Raw genomic sequence first — 23,478 nt, forward strand, 5'->3', positions numbered from 1 at the left:
ATCGGTGAGCCTGGGCGTCGACACGGACACCCCCGGGGTGCGGCGCGCCTGGGGCTGGGCCGCCCACCTCCAGGAGGGCGGTACGACGCCCTGGCGCGACTGGACCGGTGAGGGTCGCCCCGGCGGCCGGATCCTGCCGGGCGCCCAGCAGCTCGAGCTGCTGCGCCGGCTCAACCAGGCCGGTCGGCCCTCGGCCGACCTGGCGACGCGGGTGCTCGAGGCGAGTGCGCCCGGCCGCGGTCGCCCCGACCTCGAGCTGGAGGGCGCCGTCGACCCGCTGGCCTTCGGGCCGCCACCGGTCGACCCGGCGAGCCTGCCCGACGACGAGCTGCTCCGGGTGCTGGCGAGCCTGCTCGCCGACGACCTGGTGGCCGCGGGGCTCCCCGAGCCGCGTCGGCCCCGCCCGCCCCGGTTCTGGCGCACCCGCTACCGCCTCGTGGGGGACCCGCTGCTCGCCGACCCAGCCCGCGCCGAGCTGATGGCCCGCGGCCGGCCGCCGGGCGGGCGCCGCTCGGTCGTGCTGGTCCTCGGCGCCGACCTCGGGACGATGCTGGTGCACGCCTGGACCGCGCGCAGCTTCGCCGAGGGCGGCCCGGCGTGGCGGGACTGGTTGGAGCCGCTGACCCGGCGCCGGGCGCTGCCGCCGCGCGCCGACCTGGCCGGCACCGCCCGGACCTGGGCCTCCCGGGTCGGTCCGGAGCGGGTCCGGATCGTGCTCGATCCCGCCGAGCTGCCCGGCCTGGTGGGGGTGCGGCGACCGCTGCCCGGCCCGCCGGCCCTGTCCGCCGACGGCGTCGACCTGGCGCGCCGGGTCGGCCAGGTGCTCGGCCTGCTCGCCGTACCCCCACGCCGGCACGCGCTGCTGCGCGACACGCTGCGGCCCCGGCTCCTCGCGGTGCCCGGCCCGCCCCTCACGGTCCCCGCGGAGCACCTCGACTGGGTGCACGCGCGTGCGGTGAAGGTGCGCGCGGCGGTGCTCCGGGCTGGCTACGCTGTCCACGGCGACCCGGACAGCCTGCTGTCCGTCGATCGCAGCGGCGTCCCGGAGCCCTCCGACGCCGGAGTCCTGGCGCTGGGGATGCGCCTCCTACTGGAGAACACGTGAGCACGCGGGTCCTGTTGCACGTCGGTACGCCGAAGACCGGCACGTCGTACCTGCAAGACGTGCTGTACCGCAACCGACGCACCCTGGCGGCGGCCGACATCCTCTATCCCGCCGACCGCTTCGACGCCCACTTCCTCGCGGCGCTCGACCTGATGCGGCTGCCCTGGGGCGGCCTCGAGGCCGAGGCGGTCGGCGCCTGGGACCGGCTCGCCGCCCGGGTCCGCGGCCACCACGGCACCGCGATCATCAGCCACGAGATCCTCGCCACCGCGTCCCGCTCCCAGGCCGGCCGTGCGCTGGAGTCGCTGGGCCACCGCGCCGGCACCGAGGTGCACCTGGTGCTCTCGGTGCGCGACCTGGTCCGGCAGATCCCCGCGGAGTGGCAGGAGAACGTCAAGCACCGGCAGGCGCTGACCTACGGCGCCTTCCTCGACCAGGTGCAGGACCCGCAGCGGGAGAGCCGGATCGCCACCTGGTTCTGGGGGGTCCAGGAGATCCCCGACATCCTCAACCGGTGGGGCCACGACCTGCCGCCCGAGCGCGTCCACGTGGTCACGGTGCCACCGGCCGGTGGCCCGCACCAGCTGCTCTGGAAGCGGTTCAGCCTGGTCCTCGGCCTCGACGGGCTCGACCTGGACCTGGAGGCCGAGCGGGCCAACCCCTCGCTCGGCGCCCCGGAGACCGCACTGCTGCGGCGGGTCAACCGGGCCGCGAACCGGGAGCTCAACCCGGGTGACTACCGGCCGCTGGTGCGCGAGCTGCTCGCCCACCAGACGCTCTCCAAGCGGACCCGGTCGCCGCGGCTGGCCCTGCCGCCCGACGTGCACCCGTGGACCCAGGAGGTCACCCGCTCGTGGATCGCCGAGATCGAGGAGCGCGGCTACGACGTGGTGGGCGACCTGCACGACCTGGTCGGCGCGCCCCCGGTGACGCAGTACGCCGATCCCGACCACCCGGCCGAGAAGCAGGTCGCCGCGGCGGCCGTCGACGCGATCAAGGCGCTGCTGCTCGAGGGCGCCCGGCTGCGCCAGTCCGAGGAACGCCTGCGCCAGGAGCTGCGGGACACCCAGGTCGCGCTCGAGCGGTCCTACCTGCGCCCGACGTACCGCTGGCGCGAGAAGGTGGTCCGCCGGCTCCAGGGGGGAGCGGTCGGCCGGCAGCTGCTGGCGGGCTACCGGCGGGTGCGCGGGCGCAGCTCGCGGTCGGCGTAGCGCCCGATCCGCCAGGTCGCGAACCCGTCGGCGCCCATGCCGAACGCGCCGCCCACCACCGGGGTGCGCCGGGCGACGGTGATCGCCAGCCGCTTGCCGGCGACCCGGGTGATCAGGTCGGAGGTGACCTCGGCCGAGAGCACCCGGTCCAGCTGCGGGTCGTGCACGGGCGCGGTCGCGATCGCCATCGGCGGGGCCGGCAGCTTGCGCTCCTTGACCAGCCGGTCGACGGCGTCGCCGCCGAGCATGCAGGCCAGCACCGCGTTGCGGACCCGGGCGTCCTCGAGGTCGTAGCCGCGCAGGTGCGCGATGCCCGCGACCATCCGGGCCTGGATCAGCGCGAGACCGGTGATGTTCGCCGGGATCGCGAACGCGGCGGTGACCACGCCGCCCACCCCGGTGAGCAGGCCCTGGGCACCGGCGTACCGCACGTGGTTCTCGATCACCTCGCGGACCGCCCGCTTGACGTCGCCGTGCTGCTCGCGCAGCTGCTTGTCGGCCGCAGCCGCCGCGGCGGGCAGCGGGCCGGCGCCGTGGATCGCCCGATCCAGCGCCTCGCGGACGAACGACGCGGTCAGGTCGGGCGCCAGCTGCGGCACGCGTGGCACGAGGTGCTTCTCGACGATCCGCCCGCCGATCCCGCCACCGATCCCCTTGGCGCTCATGCGCCGATCGTACGGACCGGGCGGCTACCGTCGTCTCGTGCCCGTCGAACCCCCGCCGTCGCGCTGGGCGTTCGCCGACCCGGCGACTGACGAGACCGACGACCTGGTCGCCATGGGTGCCGACCTGGAGCCGGGCACCCTGCTCGCGGCGTACCGACGCGGGCTGTTCCCGATGCCGTCCGGGCGGCCGGGCGACCCGATGGCGTGGTTCTGCCCGGTGCGCCGCGGCGTCGTCCCGCTCGACGGGCTGCGGGTGTCGCGGTCCCTGCGCCGCGCGACCCGCGACTTCGAGATCCGCATCGACACGGCCTTCGACCAGGTGGTCGCGGGCTGCGCCGACCCGCGCCGCTCCGGCGGCTGGATCGACGAGGAGGTCGGAGCGGCGTACGCCGCGCTGCACCAGCTGGGCTGGGCGCACTCGGTCGAGGCCTGGCGCCACGGTCGGCTGGCCGGTGGGCTGTACGGCGTCGCCATCGGTGGGCTGTTCGCGGGTGAGTCGATGTTCCACCGGCAGCGGGACGCCTCGAAGGTCGCCCTGGTGGCGCTGGTCGAGGCGTTGAACGACGAGTGGACGGCCGACCGGCTGCTCGACGTGCAGTGGCTGACCCCTCACCTGGCCTCGCTCGGGGCGGTCGAGGTCCCGCGCCCGACGTACCTCCGCCGGCTCGCGCGAGCGCTCCCGCTGCCGCTCCCAGAGCCCTTTTCCTCTGTCGCGCCGACCCCCGGCGGGTGGAGCATGGGCGCACCGGCCGGGCCGGAGCCCGACGGACCACCGAGACGGGAGACGGACAGATGACACGAGCACTGATCCTGCGACGGGGCGCTGTGGCGGTCGGCCTGGCGCTGATGGCCTCACTCTCGGCGTGCGGCGGCGACGACGGCGGCGGCTCGGGCGCCAAGGCTCCGGACGATGCGTCCACCGACGACTTCTGTGCGACCTTCAACAGCCTCTTCGAGAAGGTGCTGTCACAGGCGACCTCCGGCGACTCCGCCGCGGTGATCTCGGCGCTCAAGGACTGGGCGGCGGACATCGAGGACGTCGGCACGCCCAGCGCGATGCCCGACGACGCCCGGCACGGCTTCGAGCTGTTCGTCGACCAGGCCAAGAAGCTCGACGAGAACGCCAGCCTGGAGGACCTGCAGAACCTCGGCGACGACCTCAGCGCGGACGACCAGGCGGACGGGGAGGCGTTCACCACCTGGACCGAGGAGAACTGCCCGCTCGACATCCCGGGCCTGGACGGCTCGGACCTGCCCAGCATCGACCCCTCGGACCTGCCGAGCATCGATCCCTCGGACCTGGCCAGCATGGACCCCGAGGAGCTGGAGTCGATGATGTCCGAGCTCGCCTCGAACATGAGCGAGCTGACGGAGAGCCCGTAGGCGCCGCGTTACCTGCGTGGGTCCGGCGGCTCAGACGACCTGGGGCGGCCGGCCGGTGTCGCTCACCATCGGGCGCCCGGCCGCCTCCCAGTCGAGGAGGCCACCGGCCAGGTTGACCGCGTCGTGGCCCTGCTGCTGGAGCCAGGCCACCGCCTGGGCGGATCGGGCGCCGACCCGGCACACGACGAGGGTCTGTGCCTCGGGGAGCTCGGTGTGGCGCAGTGGCAACAGCGCGAGTGGGATGTGCACGGCGCCCTCGATGTGGCCGTGCTCCCACTCCGCCGGCTCCCGGACGTCGAGCACCACCAGCCCGTCGGGCAGCGGGTGCGGCACGCCCTCGATCGGGACGGTCGGGACCTGGGTCATCGTGCTCCCTCGGCTCGGGTTCGGCTCGGTGCTACTTCAGCAGCTTGCTGAGCCGTCGGTCGGCGAGCGGCTTGCCGCCGGTCTGGCAGGTCGGGCAGTACTGCAGGCTGGAGTCGGCGAAGGACACCTCGCGGACCGTGTCGCCGCACACCGGGCAGGCCTGCCCGGCGCGCCCGTGCACCGCGAGGTGGGACTTCTTCTCGCCCTTCAGCTCGCTCGCCGCCAGCCCGCGGGAGCGCCCGACCGCGTCGCCGAGGGTGCCGCGGAGGGCGTCGTACAGGACCTGCAGCTCGTCGTCGGTGAGCGTGCCCGCCGCCTTGAACGGCGACATCCGGGCGGCGTGCAGGATCTCGTCGGAGTAGGCGTTGCCGATGCCGGCGATGGTGCCCTGGTGGCGCAGCACGCCCTTGAGCTGCTTGCGGCCCTCGCGCTCGAGGATCTCGCGCAGCCGGTCGATGGTGAACTCGTCGGTCAGCGGGTCCGGCCCGAGGCTGGCGATGCCGGGGACGTCGTGCGGGTCACGGACGACGTACATCGCCAGGCTCTTGCGGGTGCCGGCCTCGGTGACGTCGAGCCCGGACTGGTCGTCGAGGACGATGCGGACCGCGAGGGTGGACTTCGTGCTCGGCTTGGGCGGGATCGTGGGGACCTCGTCGCGCCAACGGACCCACCCGGCGCGCGCCAGGTGCAGCACCAGGTGCAGGCCGGAGGCCTCGATGTCGAGGAACTTCCCGTGCCGGGTCACGTCGTCGACGAGGGTCCCCTCGAGCGCGGACAGCGGCGGGTCGAAGGTCTTGAGCGCGCTGAACGCGGCGACGTGGATCTTCGCGATGGCATGGCCGTCCAGCCGGCCCCGCAGGTCGAGGGCCAGGGCTTCCACCTCGGGCAGCTCGGGCACGCGGACGAGTCTAGAGCCGCGCCCCCACGGGGATCAGGCCAGCGCGATGCTCAGCGCCGTGAGCGCGACCAGCCCGACCAGGCCCAGGGTGAGGGCGACCGTGGCCGCGATCCGCATGGTGCGGGTGTGGTCGATCTCCCCGGAGCGGTAGGCGACCGTGCGCAGGATCCCCGCCGGCAACGCGCCGAGGGTGACGATCAGGGCGATCCCCCACGCGATCTCCAAGCTGCTCATGGTGTTCCGGTGCCCCGAACACCGTCCTCCCGAACGGCGCCGACCGCCGCGACCGGTGACAGCCCGCCGGCTGCGGGCGCATCATGGGCAGGTGCCCGCCGTACGCCCGCTGCCGGAGACGGGGTCGATCTTCCTCGACGCCCGCGGCGGCGACCGCGCGCTGCGCGTCTCCTGGCACCAGGACGCCGGGCTGGTCGTCCTCTCGCTGTGGCGCGACAACGTGTGCGCCGGCTCCTTCCGCCTCGCGATCGACGAGGTGCCCGAGCTGATCGAGATGCTGCGCGCCGGGCTGGTGCGCTCCTACGAGCAGGCCCGCGACCGGCTCGGCACGGTCGAGTCGGCCTGACCCTCCCGCCCCCCACCCGGCAGCTGTAACGCGGGGTTCTGTGGTCTGGCGACCCTGCTGCAAGGGGGTTCCTAGATCCGATAACCCCGCGTTACAAGCGGCGGCGCGTTGTCTACGGATTCCGCTAGACAGGCGGATACGGTCCTGACATGGACCCGATCCGCAACCCGTACGCGCCCGGGGCGGGCCAGCGGCCGCCGGAGCTGGCCGGCCGCGACCGGGAGCTCGAGCAGTTCGAGGTCACGCTCGAGCGGGTGGCGGCCAACCGGCCGGAGCGGAGCATGGTGCTCTCCGGGCTGCGCGGGGTCGGCAAGACCGTGCTGCTCAACGCCCTGCGCGGCCAGGCGGTACGCCGGGCCTGGGGCACCGGCAAGATCGAGGCACGACCCGACCAGAGCGTCCGGCTGCCGGTCGCGCAGGCGGTGCACGCCGCGGTCCGCGAGGTCGCGCACCGGCACCGCGACCCGGACCGGGTCGATGCGGTCGCCGGTGTCCTGAAGAGCTTCGCGCTGCGCACCGGCGTCGACGAGCGCCGGGCCGCGGCGCGGGCCGGGGCCCGCTGGACCCCGCCGGTCGACGTACCCGCGACCCGGGGCCGCGCCGACTCCGGCGACCTCGAGCTCGACCTGGTCGAGCTGTTCACCGACGTCGCGACCCTGGCCGGCGACCTCGGCGTCGGCGTCGCCCTGTTCGTCGACGAGATGCAGGACGTCGCGCCGCCCGAGCTCGCGGCCGTGTGCGGCGCCTGCCACGAGATCAGCCAGCAGGGCGCCCCGCTGATCGTCGTCGGCGCCGGGCTGCCGCACCTGCCGGTCGCGCTGGCCGCGTCGAAGTCGTACGCCGAACGCCTGTTCCGCTACGTCTCGGTCGACCGGCTGCCCCGCCCGATGGCCGACCGCGCCTGGCGGGTCCCGGCCGGCAGCGAGGGCGTCACGTTCGAGGAGGCGGCCCTCGACGAGCTGTACCGGCTCACCGACGGCTACCCGTACTTCGTGCAGGCCTACGGCAAGGTCACCTGGGACGCCGCCGTCGGCTCCCCGATCCGGGTCGCCGACGTGCAGGCCGCAGCGCCCGAGGCCGAGGCGGAGCTGGCCGTCGGCTTCTTCGGCGCCCGCTACGACCGGGCGACCCCCGCCGAGCGGGACTACATGACCGCGATGGCCGACCTCGGCGCCGAGCACGGGGACGCCGCGGTCGCCACTGCCGACATCGCCCGGCACCTCGCCCGCAAGCCGCAGTCGCTCTCGCCCGCCCGTGACGGGCTGATCAAGAAGGGCCTGGTCTACTCCGCCGAGCGGGGGAGCGTCGCCTTCACGGTGCCGCACTTCGGCAAGTTCCTGCGCTCGCGCTGACCGCCGGTGTTCGGGTCGTGTGCCTGAGGACGCGCCATGGCGCGTCCTCAGGCACACGACCCACCCCGCGCCGCCCGACCGCTGTCGCGAACAGCCCCTCTCCTGAGACGATCGGGCCGTGGACCTCGTCCAGATCGCGCAACGGGCCGACGACCTCGAGCGGGCGACCGCGTTCTACACACTGCTGCTCGGCAGCCCGCCGGTCGCGACCTACGAACCGCCGGGGCTGGTGTTCTTCGACCTCGGTGGCGTGCGGCTGCTGATCGAGCACGGCGCGCCGAGCGCCACGGTGTACCTGCGCGTCGAGGACATCGACGCCGCCGTGGCGCAGGCCCGGGAGGCCGGGACCGAGGTCGCCTCCGAGCCGCACGTCATCTTCGCCCACGCCGACGACACCCTCGGCCCGCGGGGCACCGATGAGTGGCAGGCGTTCATCCGCGACTCCGAGGGCAACCTCGTGGGTCTGGTCGAGCACCGGCCCCGGTGAGGCCCCAGGTCGTCGCCCACCGCGGCGCCAGCTACGAGAACGCCGAGCACACCCTCGGCGCCTACATCGCCGCCCTCGACGCCGGCGCCGACGCCGTCGAGTGCGACGTCCGGCTGACCGCGGACGGCCACCTGGTGTGCGTGCACGACCGCGACCTGCGGCGTACGGCGCGGACCCGCGGCCTGGTCTCCACCATGGAGCTGGCCGAGCTCGACCAGCTCGACTTCGCCTCCTGGAAGAACCCGTGGGCCGACCTCGACGACGAGGCGCCCCTGCGCGACGAGCGGCTCGACCGGGTGCTCACGCTGCGCACCCTGCTCGAGACCATCGCCGACTACGACCGCCCGGTCGAGGTCGCGATCGAGACCAAGCACCCCACCCGGTACGGCGGCCTCGTGGAGCGACGCCTGATCGAGCAGCTGCGCCGCTTCGGCTGGGACCGGCCGGGCGCACCGGTACGGGTGATGAGCTTCTCCTGGACCGCGCTGCAGCGGGTCGAGCGGTTGGCCCCGGGCGTCCGGCTCGTGATGCTCCTCGAGCACGCCCGGAACTGGCCGGCGCTGCGCCGTCTCGTCGGACCGGACTGGCTGGTCGGCCCGGGCATCGACGAGCTCATGGATCACCGGCGGCTCGGGCCGCGGATCACCCGCAGCGGCCACGACCTGCACGTGTGGACCGTCAACACGCCGGTCGAGCTGGACCTGTGCCTGGAGCTCGGGGTCAAGGCGGTGATCACCGACCGTCCGGCGTACGTGCGCGACCTGCTCGACCAGCGGGAGGCCGACCCCGGATAGCCTCTGCCGCATGGCGAAGAAGTCCCGCACCAAGGCCCGCGACCACCAGCCCGCCTCCGGCGAGGTCGGACCGCGGCAGCCCTGCCCGTGCGGGTCCGGCAAGCGGTACAAGGCCTGCCACGGCGCGGCCGGCGGGGCCCCGGCTCCGTTCGTCAACCGGCCCTTCGAGGGGCTGCCCTCGGAGTGCGACATCGTCGCGATGCGCGAGCTGGTGCCAGCGGCCACCGCCCCGCTCACCCTCGTGGACCACGCGGACCGGACCGTGCAGCTGTGCACGTTGCTGCCGATGGCCGCGCCGGCGATGGTGCGCGACAGCGGGGAGATCTGGCTCGGGCTCCAGGTCCAGCACAACTTCGGCGACCCCGCACGCGACCTCGGCGCGGTGCTCGCCAAGGCGTTGACCGCGGACGCCGGCATCGTGGGTCTCACCGATCCGCCAGGTGAAGGCCCGCGGCTTCAGGACCTGGTCACTGGCGACCGGCTGGCGGTGACGGTGCACGAGGGCTTCGAGTTCTGGATCGGCGACGTCGAGGAGAGTGAACGGGCCGGGATGGCGGCCGCGCTCGAGCAGGCCAACACCGCGGCCATGCCGACCGCCCGGCTGACCACCGTCGAGGCGGCGTACTGGACCGACGTCGGCACCAAGGAGCACCTGCGCTGGGTGCTGCCCGAGCCGGAGGACCGGCTGCTGGACGCGCTCGCGCGACTGCACGCCGCGGGGAACGACGGGCTGGTCGCGGGCTCCCGCTTCGTCGGCATGTTCCGGGCGCACGGGCTGCTCGCGCCGGTCTGGGACCTGCCGCTCGGCACCGGGCCCGAGCCGCTCGAGGAGCCGGCCGAGCGGTTTGCCGCCGACCTCGCGCAGGCGCTGGCCGACACCTCCGACCTCACCGCCGACGAGCGGGCGGCACGATCCGGGCTCGCCAACCGCCAGGTCACCATCAGGTAAAAACTGGCCGCCGCGCAGATCGGTGGTGAGACCGCGGCGTGTGGGAGTTGTCTGCCCCCCGATCGGGACGTAGATTCGCAACGCTCGGTCGTTGTCGTGTCCCCCGTCGACAACGGCCGAGCCCTCTCATGTGACCAGCACCGCCGCGAGTGCTGCCGCGAGCGCCTCGGCGTTGCCCGGCAGCAGGTCCAGGTAGAGGCCCGGCTCGATCAGCTCGACCTCGCTGACGACCAGCCGCCCGTGATGGTGCAGGAGGTCGACCCGGCCGTACGCCGGGGCGGGGCCGCAGTGCTCGCCGGCGACGGCGACCGCGCGCTCGGCGAGCGCGGCCGCCTCGGCGTCGAGGGGGACCGGCGTCGTGGTGCCGCCGTACTCCTCGTGGACCCGGACGTCGCCGGACGTCGCGACCTTGCGCAGCTGGGAGACCGCCCGCCCCGCGAACACGAAGACCGACGCCTCGCCCTCGGTGCGGACCGATGTGACGAGCGGCTGCACCAGCCAGGGTCCCGCGGTCAACCCGGCGAGCCGGAGGTCGTCGCTCCGCTCGGCCACCACGACCCCGACGCCGGACGCGCCGACGCGCGGCTTCACCACGACCGTCCCGTGCTCGGCGAGCCCGTCGGCGAGGCCGGCCACCAGGCCGTCGGGCGGCACGTCCCTGGTGGGCACCACCGGCACGGCGTCGGCGAGATCCAGGAGATAGCGCTTGTCCGCGTTCCAGCGCAGCACGTCGGGAGCGTTCACCAGCCGCGTCGTCGCCGCCACCCGGTCGGCCCACGCGAGGAACTCGGGCAGCCGGCGGTGGTAGTCCCAGGTGGAGCGGACGACGACGGCGTCCGCGCGCGACCAGTCCACCTCGGGATCGGTCCACACCGCCCACCGGGCCTCGATCCCGAGGCGGGCGAGCTCCCGGGGCAGCAGGTCACCGCCGTCCTCGCCCTGGGGCAGGAGCTCGAAGGTCGCGAGCAGCACGTTCTCCACCAGGCCATCCTGGTGCAGGCTCACTCCCGTGTCGGCAAGGGGAGCCGGCGCAGCACCCAGGGCTGCAGGCGGGAGTAGCCCTTGACCGAGGCCCGGCGCATCCTGCGGAAGGTGTACGGCGCCCCAGCGCCGGCCTCGTCCCCGGAATCGCTTCCGGTCCCGTCGCCGGCGTCGTCGCGCTCGGTGCCGGTCTCGTCGACGGGGTCCGCTCCGGCGCTGCCCTCGTCGCCGCTGTCGTCGCTGCCCTGGTCGCTGGCCTGGTCGCTGGCCTGGTCGCTGTCGTCGGCGCGGCCGGTGAGCGCCGCGTAGCAGCCGTCATCGACCAGCACGGTGCCCGGCCGCGCGAGCGAGGTGAGCCGGGCGGCGACGTTGACGGTCGGCCCGAACACGTCGCCGAGCCGGCTGACGACGTCGCCGTACGCGATGCCGGCCCGCACCGCCGGGAACGGGTCGGCCTCGTCCGACCCCCGGGCGGTGAGCCGCAGCGCGGCCTCCGCGGCGTCGGCGGCCCGGTCGGCGACGAACAGGACCTCGTCGCCGATCGTCTTGATGATCCGGCCGCCGTGGTCGACCACGACTCCTGTCGCAGCGTCCTCGAACTGCTCGAGCCAGCCGACCAGCTCGGCCTGGTCGAGGGCCTTGCTGCGCGAGGTGTAGCCGACGATGTCGACGAAGCACACCGCCAGCGGGCTGACCGGAGCGGCGGCCGACTCCGCGGCCAGGGCGCGGCCCGTGGCGCTGGCCAGGTGGCGCCGCCACACGTAGCTCTGCAGCGCCTCCACCCGCGGCAGCACCGACTCGGCGAGCTCCGTGAGCCGGCGGCCCGGATCGGCGTCGGCGACGGCGATGTCCGCGAGCAAGCTGGTCTGCCACTCGGCGAGCCGGGCGTAGCTGCGGCCCCAGGTGCGCACGAGCGCCGCCTGCGAGTCGGGTCCGAGGATGCCCAGTTCGATCAGCTCGCGGGTCAGCCGCAGCGCCTCGACGTCGGCCTCGGTGAACGCGAGGTCGTCGGGCGCGGTGCGCGCGAACCCGAGCAGCCGCCAGAGCTGCTCGGCCACCTCGATCGGGAGGCCGGCCCGCTCGGCGACCTCGCCGCGGGTCAGGTGGGGGAGGGCCCCGAGGAGCAGCTCCTCCACCGTCTCCTCGGCCCCGGCCAGGGCCGCGGGCCGGTCGGGTGGACGCTGCTCGGTCAGTTTCGGCCGAACCGTTCCACCGCGACGGCCTCGAGGGCGGTCTTGAAGGCGGGCATCTCGGCGCAGAGCCGGCGTACCGCCTCGTCGGTGAAGTGGATCAGCTCCAACGGCGTGAGGGCGACGATCGACGCCGTGCGCAGCGAGTGGTTGACGATCGCGGCCTCGCCGACGATCTCGCCGGCACCCAGCTGGGCGATCTCCTCGCCGCGGTGGCGCACCGAGACCGTGCCGTCCAGGATGATGTACGCCTTGTCGGCCGGCGTCTTCTCCCAGATCGGCGACCAGCCCTCCGGGACGTGGACGCGGGTGCCCGCCGCAGCGATGCGCGCGATCTCCTCGGGCGCGAACGCGTCGTAGAACGACTCAGCCATGTCTCCGCCTCTCGCGGTTGGTCCTCCCCGGGGCGGATCCTTCCCGAGCGCGGGCTCGCTGTAAACGGCTGGCGGGTCGACACCCCAGCCGCGGTCAGCCCGCGGGCAGCGGCTCGCGGGCGATCGGGCAGCTCATGCAGCGCGGGCCGCCACGGCCCGAGCCGAGCTCGGAGCCGGCGATGCGGACCACCTCGATGCCGGCCTCCTCGAGGCGGTCGTTGGTCTCGTCGTTGCGCTCGTAGGCGACCGCCACGCGCGGCGCGAGCGCCAAGGTGTTGTTGCCGTCGTCCCACTGCTCGCGCTCGGCGGTGACCGGGTCGAGGCCGGTGTCGATCTGGTGGAGGGTGTCGATCCCCATCGCCTTGGCGGCCGCGACCAGGAACGGCTCGGGTCCGGCGACCGCGAGGACCAGGTCGTGGTCGTCGTCGGCGCGCTCGGCGAGGGTGACGGCGTACGCCTGCAGGGAGTCGGCGATGTTGGGGTACATCACGATCTTGTCGACGTCGACCATCGTGCACACGGTGTCGAGGTGCATGGTCGCGCGCTCCTGGGCGATCGGTACGGCGAGCACCGTGTGCGCGAGGTCCGCGTGGAAGACCTGGCGGGCGAACCGCTCCGCGCCCGCGGGGGTGGTCCGCTCGCCGACGCCGACGGCGATCACGCCGGGGGCGAGCAGCAGCACGTCGCCGCCCTCGACGTGCTCGTGGTGCCAACCGTGGATCTTGCGGGTGCCCTGGAACCGGGGGTGCTCGGTGTAGATCAGCTCGGTGAGCTGGGTCTCCCGGGCGCGGGCGGGCATCGCCAGCGAGGTGACCGCGACCCGGTCCCGGACCCAGACCGAGGAGTCGCGCGTGAACAGGAGGTTGGGCAGCGGGTCGATCAGGAAGTCGTCGCGGGCCAGCAGCGAGGTGACCAGGCCTCGGCCGCCGCGGACCTCGTCGTTGCGGATCCCGGCGGTGAGGTAGCCGGTCAGCTCCGCGGGTGCGGCGTCGTGGAGGAACCCGGTGAGGTAGCCGCGCATGGTGTCGCCGAGGTGCAGGCCCGCGAGCGCCGTCGTGATCGCGTGCTCGCGGGCGGTGTCGCTCGCGAACGTCTCGGTCAACAGGTCGGTGAGGTAGAGCACCTCCACGTCCCGCGCCCGCAGCGCCTCGGCGAACGCGTCGTGCTCCTCCTGGGCCCGGCTGACCCACGGGATGCCGTCGAAGAGCAGCCGGTCGTTGTTGCGGGGGGTCAGCCGCTTGAGCTCGTTGCCGGGCCGGTGCAGCATCACCGTCTGGAGCGTGCCGACCTCGCTGTCGGCGCCGTGCGGAGAAGCCATGGCCCAGACTCTAGGCCCAGACTCTAGTTACCTCAGGCCAGCAGGTCGTAAGCCGTGAAGGTCGCCAGGGTCAGGCAGACCGCCGCACCGACGTAGTGCAGCACGTGCAGGGATATGAAGCGCTGGAGCTGGCGCCCGGCCAGGACGGCCAGGCCACTGACGACCAGGAGCGCGCCGAGGGCCCCGGCGTACACCGAGAACGGCTGCTCGTACTTCGCGACCAGGGAGATCGTGAGCAGCTGGGACAGGTCGCCCCACTCGGCGGCGAAGAGCACCAGGAAGCTGGCGACCACCGCCTGCAGGCCGTGCCTGTCGCGCGTGGGTGCCGGGGTGTCCTCGGCGGCGGCCTGCTGGTGCCCGCGGCCCTCTCGGACCAGGATCACCGCTCCGGCCAGGAACATCAGGGCCGCCCCGGCACGGACCGCGTCGTCGGGCAGGAACGACACCGCATGGCCGAGCAGCACCGCCACCGTCGTCTGGACGGCGAAGGCGAGGCCGACGCCGAGCCAGACCAGGATCGGGCGGTACCGGGTGGCCAGCACCAGCGTCGCGAGGAACGTCTTGTCGGGCAGCTCGACCACGAAGATGGCGAGGAAGGTGAGGCCGATGACGACCGGGTCCATCAGATCTTGTCTCCAGGGGTGAGGAAGGCGCGGCCGCGGGCGACGGCCTCGGCGAGGACGTCGGCGACCGGGCGATCCAGGTCGGCCGCCGCGCGCGCCACGTCGTCGTACTCCGGCTGGGCGTTGACGACGGCCCCGTCATGGCGGGCCAGCTTGACCGCGATCCGCTGCCCGTCGACGTCGACGGCGACGATCTCACGCTCCAGCGCGTGCTTGGTCAGCGGCTGCTCGCGCAGCCCGATCGTCGAGGTCTGCCGGAAGATCGCGGCCCGCACGCCGGCCGCCCGACCGGCGTCGACCAGGGCGCTCAGCGTGTGCGCCGGCCGGCCCTTCTTCATCAGGATCGGCGTCAGCCACGCGTCCGAGGCACCCGCCTCGAGCAGCGCCGCGATGACCGCGGGCCAGACCCGGGGGTCGAGGTCGTCGACGTTGCACTCCAGCAGCAGCGGGCCGCCGCCGGCGTCTGCGGGGACGCCGACGAACAGGCGCAGCACGTTGGGGTGGCCCTCGGGATCGCGCCCGCCGGCACCCACGCCGATGGTGTCGACCGACATCGCCGGCTGCGGGCCGTACGCCGTCGCCAGCGTCGTCAGCAGGGCCGCCCCGGTCGGGGTGCACGTCTCCATGGTCGCGGCACCGGCGTACGACGGGACCCCGCGCAGGAGCTCGGCCACGGCGGGCGGCGGCACCGGCAGCAGGCCGTGGGCGGTCGACACCGAGCCGGACCCGACCGCGACCGGGGACACGGTCACGGCGGTGGCGCCCAGGTGGACGAAGCCGGCGACGACCCCGGTGACGTCCGCGATCGCGTCCAGGGCCCCGACCTCGTGGAAGTGCACGTCGTCGGGGCTGGTGCCGTGCACGGTCGCCTCGGCGGTCGCGAGCCGCTCGAAGACCCGCAGCGCCAGGCCGCGGACGTCGTCGGCCAGGTCGGCGGCGGCGAGCAGCGTGCGCACGTCACGCCAGGTTCGGTGCCGCGCGGTGTCGGTCACCTCCACGTGGCAGCGGGTCGCGGCCAGCCCGCCCCGGCGGACGTGCTCGACCCGCAACGTCACCGGCTCGGGGGCGACGGCGTCGACCGCGGCCTGGAGGACCGCGACCGGCACCCCGGCGCCGACCAGGGCCCCGAGCAGCATGTCGCCGCTCGCCCCGGCGGAGGCGTCGACCCAGGCCGTCGTCACCGGGCGCTCCGGCGGGCGACGCGGGCCGCGTGCACGCCGGCGCCGTACCCGTTGTCGATGTTGACGACCGCGATGCCGGGCGCGCAGGAGTTGAGCATCGCGAGCAGCGCGGCGACGCCGCCGAGCGAGGCGCCGTAGCCGACGCTGGTCGGCACCGCCACGAGCGGTACGCCGGTCAGCCCGCCCACCACGGACGGCAGGGCGCCCTCCATGCCGGCGACGACGACCAGGCAGTCCGCGGCGTCCAGGCGCTCCCGCACGCCGAGCAGCCGGTGCAGCCCGGCGACGCCGACGTCGCTGATCTGGTCGACGGCGGAGCCGTGCACCCGCACGGTCAGCGCGGCCTCGGCCGCGACCGGGGCGTCCGAGGTGCCGGCGCTCACCACGGCGACCGTGCCGCGGGTCTCGGGCATCGGCCCGACCGTGACGGCGCGCGCGACCCGGTCGACGGTCGCGCCGGGCAGCGCCCGGGCGACCACGTCCAGGGCGTCGGCCGCGACCCGGGTGGCCAGCACGGCGCGCTCGGGGTGCTTGTCGTGCAGGGCGCGCAGGATCGCCACCACCTGGTCCGGTGTCTTGCCGGACCCGTAGACGACCTCCGGGTCGCCCGTGCGGTGGGCGCGGTCGACGTCGACGCGCGCGAAGCCGAGGTCGGTCGTGCGGGGTTCGACGGGCTGATCCACGAGGGCGAACCTACTCGTTCCCCTGTGGGCGCTCCGGGCCGTGGTCGGTTTCCCCGGTTAACCGGGGAAACCGGAACTTATCGGCCGAAACTTCGGGCCAACAGTTCCAACATCCCCGGTTAACCGGGGAAACCGGAACGGTTGGCCGGGCACCCCACCCGATGAGCGCAGGAGTTGCCCGACCAGGGAGGAGCGTCGGGCTCAGGGCGAGGACACCTCGGCGCGGAAGGGGTCGGCGGGGTAGACGCCGAGGACCTTGATGTCGGTGGTGAAGAACGCCAGCTCCTCCAGGGCGCGCTTCACCCCGATGTCGTCGGGGTGCCCGTCGACCTCGGCGAGGAACTGGGTCGCGGCGAACTCCCCGCCGACCATGTAGCTCTCCAGCTTGGTCATGTTCACCCCGTTGGTCGCGAACCCGCCGAGGGCCTTGTAGAGCGCCGCCGGGAGGTTGCGGACGTTGAAGATGAAGCTGGTGACCACCGGGCCGTTGCCCGACGGCGCCTGCACCAGGTCGGGGGAGAGCACGACGAACCGGGTGGTGTTGTGCTCCTCGTCCTCGACGTCCTCCTCCAGCACATCCAGGCCGTAGATCTCCGCGGCCAGCGGCGGGGAGATCGCCGCCAGCGTCGGGTCGCCCAGCTCGGCGACCTCGCGCGCCGCGCCGGCGGTGTCGCCCGCGATCACCGGCTTCAGGCCGTGCTCGCGGATCACCTTGCGGCACTGGCCGAGGGCGTGCACGTGGCTGTGCACGGTCGTGATCGTGTCCAGCGAGGAGCCGGGCACCCCGAGCAGGTGGAAGCGGATCCGCAGGAAGTGCTCGGCGATGATGTGCAGCCGCGAGCCGGGAAGGAAGTGATGGATGTCGGCGACCCGGCCGGCGATCGAGTTGTCGATCGGGATCATCGCGAGGTCCGCGGCCGGCGCCACTCCCGGACCGCCCTCGACGGCCGCGAAGACGTCCTCGAACGACGCGCAGGGCACCGCCTCCCAGTCGGGGTAGTGCTGCTTGCAGACCTGGTGGGAGTTGGAGCCGGGCTCCCCCTGGTAGGCGATGCGTCGGGTCACGGTGCTCATCGTCCCACGCAGTGACCGGCTGCCCGGCCCGGGCGTCCGCCGGTCGGATCCGCCCGCGCGGCACGCCAGGCCGGGTCCGGAGCCCCGTCATCGGCGGTGGCGCGACATAGTCTCGGGGCCGTGGAGATCCTGGCCGTGCTCGTCGCCATCCTCGCGCTGCTGGTCGCCGTCGTCGTCGGCCTGGTCACCCTGCGCCGGACCGCGCCCGGCCGTGGTGATGGGGCCGACGCCCTCCCCGAGGACGTGCACGGCCTGCGCCAGGAGGTCGCGGCGCTGCGGGCCGAGGCGGCGGCCGCGCTGCGCCACCTCGCGGTGGTGCGCTACGACGCCTTCGGAGACATGGGTGGACACCTCTCGTGGTCGCTGGCGCTCCTCGACGACGGCGGCGATGGCGTCGTGCTCACCTCGATCCACGGCCGGAGCGACGCCCGCACCTACGCCAAGGGCATCCGCGGATGGCGCTGCGACCAGCAGCTCTCGCCCGAGGAGCTGGAGGCCGTCGCGAACGCCCGCCCTCGCGGCTGAGTGACGCCTATGCTCCGGCCATGAACCCGCTGCGCTGGCTGGCCCTGCGGCTGGGTGCCCAACCGTGGCTGCCCCGGTTCGCCCGGGTGATCGTCACCCTCGACCTGACGACCCAGCGGCTCAGCCGCGGCCGGGTGGACCTCCTGACCTTCGCGGGTCTGCCCGAGCTGCTGCTCCAGGTCCCGGGCCGGCGCACCGGCGTACTGCGCTCGACGCCGCTGCTGTGCGTCCCGCACGGCGACGGCTGGCTGGTGGCGGGCTCCAACTGGGGCGCGCCCACCCCTCCCGCCTGGGTCGCCAACGTGCTGGGCGCCGACGAGCCGCTGGTCACCTTCCGGGGCCACACCGTCGCCGCCGACGCCCTCCTGCTGACCGGCCCGGACCGTGACGAGGCCTGGGCGGTGATGACCGGCACCTGGCCGAACTACGCGAAGTACGCCGAGCGCACCGGCCGGGAGCTCCCCGTCATCCTCCTCACCCCCCGCTAGGCACTGAAGCAGCACGATGCGTCCCGGGGCGGCGGCCCGCAGCCTGTGCGCCCACCGAAACCACATCGTCGGGTGATCACCCCGACACGCCAGCCGCGGCTAGCGGGGCACTCGGACCAGCAGCCGGCCGTGGACACAGGTCATCCGGAGCTCGCGGCCGGGGCCGATCGAGTCGCCGTCGAGCTGGCGGGGGGTGTCGGTGGAGGCGCGGACGACGACGGTGTGCCCGGTCATCCGGTTCACGAGCTCGTCGGTGCGCGGGCGCCGGGCCAGCACCCGGTAGGCCAGCGGGATCCACGACAGGAACCGCCGCGGGTGCAGCATCACCACGTCGAGGACGCCGTCGTCGATCGCGGCGTCCGGCAGCAGCGGCATCCCGGCCTGGAGGAAGCCGACGTTCCCGACCACGATCGTGCGGGCCCGGTGCCTGGTGAACTCGCCGCCGTCGACCGAGACCTCGACCCGGACGGCGGGGAACATCAGCGACTTGAGCGCGGAGAGCACGTAGGCCAGCCAGCCGACCCGCTTCTTGATGTCCTCGTTGACGCCCTCCATGATCGCGGCGTCGAAGCCCATCCCGGCCATCACCATGAAGTGGGTGTCCTCGAAGCCGTCGCCGGAGACCTCCACCAGGTCGATCGCGCGGTCCTGACCGGTGAGGGCGACGTCGATCGCCGCCCGCAGGTAGAGCGGGATGTCGAGGTTGCGGGCCAGCAGGTTGCCGGTGCCCGCCGGGATGATCCCGACCGGGATCCCGGTGCCGGCCAGCTCCGCGCAGACCTCGCGCACGGTGCCGTCGCCGCCGCACACGAGTACCAGGTCGGTGCCGGCGACCGCGGCGGCCTCGGCCATCCCGGTGCCGGGGTCCTCGACGGTCGTGTAGTGCCAGGTCGGTGCGGACCAGCCGGCCTCGGCGGCCATCGCGGTGACCAGCGCCTCGAACTGGCCGACGTCCTCCACCTTGACCGGGTTGAGGATCACCGTCAGCCGGTGCTCGGACCCGAAGACCTCGGGCAGCGGCTCGACGCTGGCGGCATGGCTACGGGGGAGCGGGTTCTGGACGACGATCCCGAGCAGGACGACGATCGCGCCGAGGAGGGCCCCGCCGACCACGTCGCTCGGGAAGTGCCGACCGAGCAGCACCCGGTCGAGGCCCACCACGACCGCCAGCACGGCGAGGAGGGCGTACGCCGTGTGCCGGGCGCTGCGCCGCCGGACCAGCATCATCACCAGCACCGCGGCGACCCCGACGAGCGCGACGATCGTCGAGGAGTGACCGCTGGGGTAGGCGTTGCTGTCCAGCAGGTGCTCGGGGTTCTGCCAGTCGGGACGGTGCCGCCCGAACACGGCCTTGAGGATCGTGGTGGCGATCTTGGTGACCGCCACCACGCCGACGGCGTACACCGCGGCGCGTCGGTGCTGCCGCACGAACAGCAGCACGGCGAGCACGCCGACGATCACCCAGGTGCCGATGGCGCCGAAGCCGACCTCGATCCAGCGCAGCGGCAGGCGCAGCCAGCGCTCGTCGACGGCCCAGGTCTCGGCGCCCTGGCCCCGGTTGTCGATCGAGGTCACCGGTCCCCAGCCGGTCTGCACGGCGATGGTGACCAGGACGAACATGACGAGGAGCGCCGCCGTCCAGGTGAGCAGGGTGGCGCGGGGGCGGTCGAGCACGGGCCTGAGTTTTCCATGCCGGGCGCCGGCTGAGGAATCGGTGCGACTCGTCCTGCGGGGCCCGGATAGCCTTGTCGACATGACCTCACCCCACGAAGTCGCTCGTTGCGCTCCCGACTCCGCGGGGACCCCGAGATGATCGATCCCCGTGTCCTCCGGGACGAGCCCGACCGCGTGCGCGCCGCCCAGGTCAAGCGCGGTCTGTCCGACGAGGTCGTGGACCACGCGCTGTCCGCGGACGGCGAGCGTCGCCGGGCGATCGCCGCGTTCGAGGCCAAGCGGGCCGAGCAGAAGCAGCTCGGCAAGCTGATCCCGCAGGCCCAGGGTGAGGAGAAGCAGGCGCTGCTGGCGCAGACCAAGACCCTCGCTGCCGAGGTCAAGCAGGCCGAGGCGGCCCAGGCCGTGGCCGAGGAGGCCTGGCAGGCGGCCCTGATGAGCATCCCGAACCTCGCGGCCGACGAGGCGCCCGCCGGCGGCGAGGACGACTACGTCGTGCTCGAGGAGATCGGCACCCCCCGCGACTTCGCGGCCGACGGCTTCGAGCCGCGCGACCACATCGAGCTGGGCCGGATGCTCGGCGCGATCGACCTCGACCGGGGCGCCAAGGTGTCCGGGTCGCGGTTCTACTTCCTCACCGGCGCCGGGGCCGAGCTCGAGCTGGCGCTGGTCAACCTGGCCATGCAGCAGGCCCGCGAGTCCGGCTTCACCCCGGTCATCGCCCCCTCGATGGTCAAGCCGCGCGCGATGGACGGCACCGGGTTCCTCGGCCAGGCGGCCGACGACGTCTACCGGATCGAGGGCCAGGACATGTACCTCGTCGGGACGTCCGAGGTCCCGATGGCGGCGTACCACTCCGACGAGATCCTCGACGGCGGCGCGCTGCCGCTGCGCTACGCCGCGTTCAGCCCGTGCTTCCGCAAGGAGGCCGGCTCGCACGGCAAGGACACCAAGGGCATCATCCGGGTGCACTGGTTCGACAAGGTCGAGATGTTCGTCTACACCACGACCGAGGAGTCGTACGCCGAGCACCAGCGGCTGCTGGCGTGGGAGAAGGAGTTCCTCGAGAAGCTCGAGCTCGCCTACCGGGTGATCGACGTCGCCGCCGGTGACTTGGGCCTGTCCGCGCAGCGGAAGTTCGACTGCGAGGCCTGGATCCCCACCCAGGGCCGCTACCGCGAGCTCACCTCGACGTCGAACTGCACCGAGTTCCAGACCCGCCGCCTCGACACCCGCGGCCGGTTCGGGTCGGAGATCAGGCCGATCTCGACCCTCAACGGCACCCTGTGCGCGATCACCCGCACGATCGTGGCGGTGCTCGAGACCCACCAGCAGGCCGACGGCTCGGTCCGGGTGCCGAAGGCGCTCCAGCCCTGGCTGGGCCGCGAGGTCCTGGAGCCGGTCACCACGTGAGCGGACCCGTGAGCGGCTGGCGGCCCCGGCTCGTCGCCCTCGACATCGACGGCACGATCCTGAAGTGGGTGGAGGGGTCGGGCACCACCCGCGAGGAGATCTCACCCACGGTCAAGGAGTCGGTGCACCGCGTCCTGGCCGCCGGTGCCCACGTGGTGCTGGCCAGCGGCCGGTCCCCGCACGGCATGACCAACGTGGCGGACCTGCTCGAGCTGCACGGTCCGGGCCGCGACCGGCTCTGGATCGTGGCGTCCAACGGTGCCGTGGTGTTCCGCTACCCGCCGCTCGACGTGGTCCACGAGGAGACCTTCGACGCGCGGCCGGCCGTGGAGGCGATCCTCGACCGGCACCCGACCGCGCTCGTGGCGGTCGAGGAGCGCGGCGTCGGCTACCGGGTCAACTCGCACTTCCCGGACGGCGAGCTGTCCGGCGACATGATCGTCACCGAGATCGACGAGCTGCTCGCGGTCGAGGTCAGCCGGGTGATCATCCGCGACCCGGAGTCCACCGCCGACGAGTTCGTCGCGCTCGCCGAGGAGCTGGGGCTGCAGGGCACCAACTACGTCGTCGGCTGGACCGCCTGGCTCGACCTCGCCCCCGTCGGCGTCTCGAAGGCCTCCGGGCTCGAGTACGTCGCCAAGCAGCTCGGCATCTCCTCCGACGACACCCTTGCGCTCGGCGACGGCCGCAACGACGTCGAGATGTTCGAGTGGGCGCACCGCGGGGTCGCGATGGGCCAGGCGATCGAGGAGGTCCTGGCGAAGGCCGACGCCGTCACCGGCAGCGTCTACGAGGACGGCGTGGCGACCGAGCTGGACCGGTGGTTCGGGGACGGGCGCGCCTGATGCTGCCCGACGGTCCTCCTGAGGTGGTCACCAGCGAGCGGCTCCGGCTGCCGCTGTGGACGCCGCAGGACGCCGCCGACATCCGGGCCGGCCGGCACCGGGAGGGTTGGCACCGCGACTACCCGCGGCCCGACGACCGCGATGCGGCCACGATCTACCGGTCCGGCGACCCGTGGGCGCCCCGGCACGTCGTGCGCGGGGTGACCGCCCTGGGCTCGATCGGCTTCTTCGGGCCGCCCCAGGCCGCCGCCGACGGGGTGCCCGAGGTCGAGGTCGGCTACGGCCTCGTGGCGGAGGCCCGCGGTTGGGGGTTCGCGACCGAGGCGCTGCGGGCGCTCCTCGCCGAGACCGACCGGGCCGGCGTCCGGGTGCGCGCGAGCGTGGATCCGGCGAACACGGCCAGCGTCCGGGTGCTCGCGAAGTGCGGGTTCACCGAGCTGCGCGGCAGCAACGAGGACGGCGAGCTGGTCATGGCCCGGCCGCTGCCGGCGTCGTGACCCGCCCGCGCCTGGTCGCCACCGACCTCGACGGCACCCTGGTCCGCTCCGACGGCACGGTCTCGCCGTACACCCGCGAGGTGCTCACGGCCGTCGAGGCCGCCGGCGCGATCGTGGTCTTCGTGACCGGCCGCCCCCTGCGCTGGGCCGAGGAGGTCTTCGACCACGTCGGCGAGCACGGCCTCGCGGTCGTCGCGAACGGCGCGCTCGTCTGGGACGTCGGCCGCCACGACGTGCACCTGCTCCGCCCGATCGACCCGGCGCTCGGGCTCGAGGCGTCCGAGCTGCTGCGCGCCGCGCTGCCCGGTACGACGTTCGCCGTCGAGACCGTCGACGGGATCGGCCTCGAGCCGGAGTTCCTCGAGCGGCACCCGCTGCCCGAGGACGCCCGGCGGGGCCCGCTCACCGAGCTGTTCGACCGCCCGGCGGTCAAGCTGCTCGCCCGGCACGAGGAGCTCGGGCCGCAGGAGTTCTGGGACCTCGCCGAGGAGGCGCTCGGCGGCCGGCTGGTGATCACCTGGTCCTCCGCGAGCGCGCTGCTCGAGATCAGCGCGCCGGGGGTGACCAAGGCCTCCACCCTCGCGCTGCTGTGCGCCGATCTCGGGGTCGAGGCGGAGGAGGTGATCGCCTTCGGCGACATGCCGAACGACCTGCCGATGCTCGCGTGGGCCGGCAGCTCCTACGCGATGGCCGACGCCCACCCGACGGTCACTGCGGCGGCCGACCACGTCGCGCCGGGACACGACGAGGACGGCGTGGCCCGGGTCCTGGCTGGTGTGTTCGACCTGTGATCTGTTGAGATGGACGCCGTGCCCGTGCCCGTTC

Annotated in this window: 28 protein-coding genes; 15 read left to right on the forward strand and 13 right to left on the reverse strand. The window is 73.8% G+C overall.

All coding sequences use genetic code 11. The features are described 5' to 3' along the window. Positions 1-4: 4 nt before the first annotated feature. Positions 5-1,105 carry a hypothetical protein gene (locus NOCA_RS26925; protein WP_011753647.1) on the forward strand — a complete coding sequence of 367 codons (1,101 nt, stop codon included), beginning with the start codon at positions 5-7 and terminating at the stop codon, positions 1,103-1,105. After that, positions 1,102-2,316, forward strand: coding sequence for a hypothetical protein (locus NOCA_RS02155; protein WP_011753648.1), 1,215 nt, complete (start codon positions 1,102-1,104; stop codon positions 2,314-2,316). Before NOCA_RS26925 ends, NOCA_RS02155 begins: the two co-directional genes overlap by 4 nt. On the opposite strand, the gene NOCA_RS02160 is transcribed toward NOCA_RS02155, so the two are convergent. Next, positions 2,277-2,981: an EcsC family protein gene (locus tag NOCA_RS02160; RefSeq protein WP_011753649.1), complete on the reverse strand. Its 705-nt coding sequence runs from the start codon at positions 2,979-2,981 to the stop codon at positions 2,277-2,279. The two genes, NOCA_RS02155 and NOCA_RS02160, sit on opposite strands and share 40 nt — an antisense overlap. A gap of 37 nt (positions 2,982-3,018) precedes the next feature. On the opposite strand from NOCA_RS02160, the gene aat reads away from it, so the two are divergent. Together aat and NOCA_RS02170 are read left to right on the forward strand one after the other, a co-directional pair. Beyond that, entirely contained in the window at positions 3,019-3,777 is a 759-nt protein-coding gene (aat, locus tag NOCA_RS02165) for a leucyl/phenylalanyl-tRNA--protein transferase (RefSeq protein ID WP_238383403.1), read from the forward strand. Next, positions 3,774-4,364 (forward strand): hypothetical protein, encoded by a 591-nt coding sequence (locus NOCA_RS02170; protein WP_011753651.1) that lies wholly within the window; start codon positions 3,774-3,776, stop codon positions 4,362-4,364. Before aat ends, NOCA_RS02170 begins: the two co-directional genes overlap by 4 nt. Positions 4,365-4,394: 30 nt before the next feature. Here the strand turns inward: NOCA_RS02170 and NOCA_RS02175 are convergent, their stop codons facing one another. From NOCA_RS02175 to NOCA_RS02185, 3 genes are read right to left on the reverse strand one after another with little or no spacing between them, the layout of a single operon-like run. Further along, the gene (locus NOCA_RS02175; RefSeq protein WP_011753652.1) at positions 4,395-4,730 is read right to left on the reverse strand and encodes a rhodanese-like domain-containing protein; all 336 of its coding nucleotides are present in this window, start codon (positions 4,728-4,730) and stop codon (positions 4,395-4,397) included. A gap of 31 nt (positions 4,731-4,761) precedes the next feature. Further along, positions 4,762-5,628, reverse strand: a complete 867-nt coding sequence (locus tag NOCA_RS02180) for an Fpg/Nei family DNA glycosylase (RefSeq protein WP_011753653.1) — start codon at positions 5,626-5,628, stop codon at positions 4,762-4,764. A gap of 33 nt (positions 5,629-5,661) precedes the next feature. Continuing rightward, entirely contained in the window at positions 5,662-5,862 is a 201-nt protein-coding gene (locus NOCA_RS02185) for a hypothetical protein (protein ID WP_041546052.1), read from the reverse strand. A 91-nt stretch (positions 5,863-5,953) separates the two neighbouring features. Between NOCA_RS02185 and NOCA_RS02190 the strand changes: the two genes are divergently transcribed. From NOCA_RS02190 to NOCA_RS02210, 5 genes are all read left to right on the forward strand, one after another. Beyond that, entirely contained in the window at positions 5,954-6,208 is a 255-nt protein-coding gene (locus tag NOCA_RS02190; RefSeq protein ID WP_049774185.1) for a hypothetical protein, read from the forward strand. 149 nt (positions 6,209-6,357) lie between these two features. Beyond that, positions 6,358-7,560: an ATP-binding protein gene (locus tag NOCA_RS02195; RefSeq protein WP_011753655.1), complete on the forward strand. Its 1,203-nt coding sequence runs from the start codon at positions 6,358-6,360 to the stop codon at positions 7,558-7,560. 118 nt (positions 7,561-7,678) lie between these two features. Next, a complete protein-coding gene (locus NOCA_RS02200) occupies positions 7,679-8,047 on the forward strand; it encodes a VOC family protein (RefSeq protein WP_011753656.1) in 369 nt (122 codons plus the stop codon). Then, entirely contained in the window at positions 8,044-8,841 is a 798-nt protein-coding gene (locus NOCA_RS02205; protein WP_011753657.1) for a glycerophosphodiester phosphodiesterase, read from the forward strand. The genes NOCA_RS02200 and NOCA_RS02205 overlap by 4 nt, the downstream gene beginning before the upstream one ends. A 10-nt stretch (positions 8,842-8,851) precedes the next feature. Next, the gene (locus NOCA_RS02210) at positions 8,852-9,790 is read left to right on the forward strand and encodes a DUF5926 family protein (protein WP_011753658.1); all 939 of its coding nucleotides are present in this window, start codon (positions 8,852-8,854) and stop codon (positions 9,788-9,790) included. Between the two features lie 126 nt (positions 9,791-9,916). Here NOCA_RS02210 and NOCA_RS02215 read toward each other — a convergent pair whose 3' ends face one another. From NOCA_RS02215 to NOCA_RS02250, 8 genes are all read right to left on the reverse strand, one after another. Continuing rightward, positions 9,917-10,771: an ATP-grasp domain-containing protein gene (locus NOCA_RS02215; RefSeq protein WP_011753659.1), complete on the reverse strand. Its 855-nt coding sequence runs from the start codon at positions 10,769-10,771 to the stop codon at positions 9,917-9,919. Positions 10,772-10,791: 20 nt separating this feature from the next. Next, the gene (locus tag NOCA_RS02220; RefSeq protein ID WP_011753660.1) at positions 10,792-11,907 is read right to left on the reverse strand and encodes an adenylate/guanylate cyclase domain-containing protein; all 1,116 of its coding nucleotides are present in this window, start codon (positions 11,905-11,907) and stop codon (positions 10,792-10,794) included. Between the two features lie 53 nt (positions 11,908-11,960). After that, positions 11,961-12,335: a Crp/Fnr family transcriptional regulator gene (locus NOCA_RS02225; RefSeq protein WP_011753661.1), complete on the reverse strand. Its 375-nt coding sequence runs from the start codon at positions 12,333-12,335 to the stop codon at positions 11,961-11,963. A gap of 94 nt (positions 12,336-12,429) precedes the next feature. Then, positions 12,430-13,653: an arginine deiminase gene (locus NOCA_RS02230; protein ID WP_011753662.1), complete on the reverse strand. Its 1,224-nt coding sequence runs from the start codon at positions 13,651-13,653 to the stop codon at positions 12,430-12,432. 32 nt (positions 13,654-13,685) lie between these two features. After that, positions 13,686-14,276 carry a TMEM165/GDT1 family protein gene (locus tag NOCA_RS02235; RefSeq protein WP_011753663.1) on the reverse strand — a complete coding sequence of 197 codons (591 nt, stop codon included), beginning with the start codon at positions 14,274-14,276 and terminating at the stop codon, positions 13,686-13,688. After that, complete coding sequence (larC, locus tag NOCA_RS02240; RefSeq protein ID WP_011753664.1) at positions 14,276-15,457, reverse strand: nickel pincer cofactor biosynthesis protein LarC; 1,182 nt, start codon at positions 15,455-15,457, stop codon at positions 14,276-14,278. The genes NOCA_RS02235 and larC overlap by 1 nt, the downstream gene beginning before the upstream one ends. Further along, positions 15,454-16,140: a nickel pincer cofactor biosynthesis protein LarB gene (larB, locus tag NOCA_RS02245; RefSeq protein WP_011753665.1), complete on the reverse strand. Its 687-nt coding sequence runs from the start codon at positions 16,138-16,140 to the stop codon at positions 15,454-15,456. The genes larC and larB overlap by 4 nt, the downstream gene beginning before the upstream one ends. Before the next feature lie 201 nt (positions 16,141-16,341). Next, positions 16,342-17,214 (reverse strand): prephenate dehydratase, encoded by an 873-nt coding sequence (locus NOCA_RS02250; protein WP_041546055.1) that lies wholly within the window; start codon positions 17,212-17,214, stop codon positions 16,342-16,344. A gap of 120 nt (positions 17,215-17,334) precedes the next feature. On the opposite strand from NOCA_RS02250, the gene NOCA_RS02255 reads away from it, so the two are divergent. Both NOCA_RS02255 and NOCA_RS02260 read left to right on the forward strand, forming a co-directional pair. Next, positions 17,335-17,739, forward strand: a complete 405-nt coding sequence (locus tag NOCA_RS02255; RefSeq protein ID WP_238383404.1) for a DUF4446 family protein — start codon at positions 17,335-17,337, stop codon at positions 17,737-17,739. A 20-nt stretch (positions 17,740-17,759) separates the two neighbouring features. Further along, positions 17,760-18,227: a nitroreductase family deazaflavin-dependent oxidoreductase gene (locus NOCA_RS02260; protein WP_011753668.1), complete on the forward strand. Its 468-nt coding sequence runs from the start codon at positions 17,760-17,762 to the stop codon at positions 18,225-18,227. 99 nt (positions 18,228-18,326) lie between these two features. On the opposite strand, the gene NOCA_RS02265 is transcribed toward NOCA_RS02260, so the two are convergent. Then, positions 18,327-19,901, reverse strand: coding sequence for a diacylglycerol kinase family protein (locus NOCA_RS02265; protein WP_041546056.1), 1,575 nt, complete (start codon positions 19,899-19,901; stop codon positions 18,327-18,329). A 135-nt stretch (positions 19,902-20,036) separates the two neighbouring features. Here NOCA_RS02265 and serS point away from each other — a divergent pair, with 135 nt between their 5' ends. The 4 genes from serS to NOCA_RS02285 are packed head-to-tail and all read left to right on the forward strand — an operon-like array spanning position 20,037 to position 23,444. Next, the gene (gene serS, locus NOCA_RS02270) at positions 20,037-21,311 is read left to right on the forward strand and encodes a serine--tRNA ligase (RefSeq protein ID WP_011753670.1); all 1,275 of its coding nucleotides are present in this window, start codon (positions 20,037-20,039) and stop codon (positions 21,309-21,311) included. Beyond that, on the forward strand, positions 21,308-22,156 hold the full coding sequence (locus NOCA_RS02275) for an HAD family hydrolase (protein WP_011753671.1): 849 nt from the start codon (positions 21,308-21,310) through the stop codon (positions 22,154-22,156). Before serS ends, NOCA_RS02275 begins: the two co-directional genes overlap by 4 nt. Beyond that, on the forward strand, positions 22,156-22,653 hold the full coding sequence (locus NOCA_RS02280) for a GNAT family N-acetyltransferase (protein WP_011753672.1): 498 nt from the start codon (positions 22,156-22,158) through the stop codon (positions 22,651-22,653). Before NOCA_RS02275 ends, NOCA_RS02280 begins: the two co-directional genes overlap by 1 nt. Continuing rightward, on the forward strand, positions 22,650-23,444 hold the full coding sequence (locus tag NOCA_RS02285) for a Cof-type HAD-IIB family hydrolase (protein ID WP_011753673.1): 795 nt from the start codon (positions 22,650-22,652) through the stop codon (positions 23,442-23,444). Before NOCA_RS02280 ends, NOCA_RS02285 begins: the two co-directional genes overlap by 4 nt. Positions 23,445-23,478: the final 34 nt, after the last annotated feature.

Origin of the sequence: Nocardioides sp. JS614, from assembly GCF_000015265.1 — a bacterium.
Lineage (GTDB): Bacteria > Actinomycetota > Actinomycetes > Propionibacteriales > Nocardioidaceae > Nocardioides.

What these genes read in the sequence shown, in the direction of transcription:
- NOCA_RS02250 (WP_041546055.1), bottom strand. Translation starts at nt 17,214, where the DNA reads ATGAGCACCGTGACCCGACGCATCGCCTACCAGGGGGAGCCCGGCTCC.
- NOCA_RS02175 (WP_011753652.1), bottom strand. Translation starts at nt 4,730, where the DNA reads ATGACCCAGGTCCCGACCGTCCCGATCGAGGGCGTGCCGCACCCGCTG.
- NOCA_RS02170 (WP_011753651.1), top strand. Translation starts at nt 3,774, where the DNA reads ATGACACGAGCACTGATCCTGCGACGGGGCGCTGTGGCGGTCGGCCTG.
- NOCA_RS02185 (WP_041546052.1), bottom strand. Translation starts at nt 5,862, where the DNA reads ATGAGCAGCTTGGAGATCGCGTGGGGGATCGCCCTGATCGTCACCCTC.
- NOCA_RS02260 (WP_011753668.1), top strand. Translation starts at nt 17,760, where the DNA reads ATGAACCCGCTGCGCTGGCTGGCCCTGCGGCTGGGTGCCCAACCGTGG.
- NOCA_RS02225 (WP_011753661.1), bottom strand. Translation starts at nt 12,335, where the DNA reads ATGGCTGAGTCGTTCTACGACGCGTTCGCGCCCGAGGAGATCGCGCGC.
- NOCA_RS02160 (WP_011753649.1), bottom strand. Translation starts at nt 2,981, where the DNA reads ATGAGCGCCAAGGGGATCGGTGGCGGGATCGGCGGGCGGATCGTCGAG.
- NOCA_RS02235 (WP_011753663.1), bottom strand. Translation starts at nt 14,276, where the DNA reads ATGGACCCGGTCGTCATCGGCCTCACCTTCCTCGCCATCTTCGTGGTC.
- serS (WP_011753670.1), top strand. Translation starts at nt 20,037, where the DNA reads ATGATCGATCCCCGTGTCCTCCGGGACGAGCCCGACCGCGTGCGCGCC.
- NOCA_RS02280 (WP_011753672.1), top strand. Translation starts at nt 22,156, where the DNA reads ATGCTGCCCGACGGTCCTCCTGAGGTGGTCACCAGCGAGCGGCTCCGG.
- NOCA_RS02195 (WP_011753655.1), top strand. Translation starts at nt 6,358, where the DNA reads ATGGACCCGATCCGCAACCCGTACGCGCCCGGGGCGGGCCAGCGGCCG.
- NOCA_RS02230 (WP_011753662.1), bottom strand. Translation starts at nt 13,653, where the DNA reads ATGGCTTCTCCGCACGGCGCCGACAGCGAGGTCGGCACGCTCCAGACG.
- NOCA_RS02210 (WP_011753658.1), top strand. Translation starts at nt 8,852, where the DNA reads ATGGCGAAGAAGTCCCGCACCAAGGCCCGCGACCACCAGCCCGCCTCC.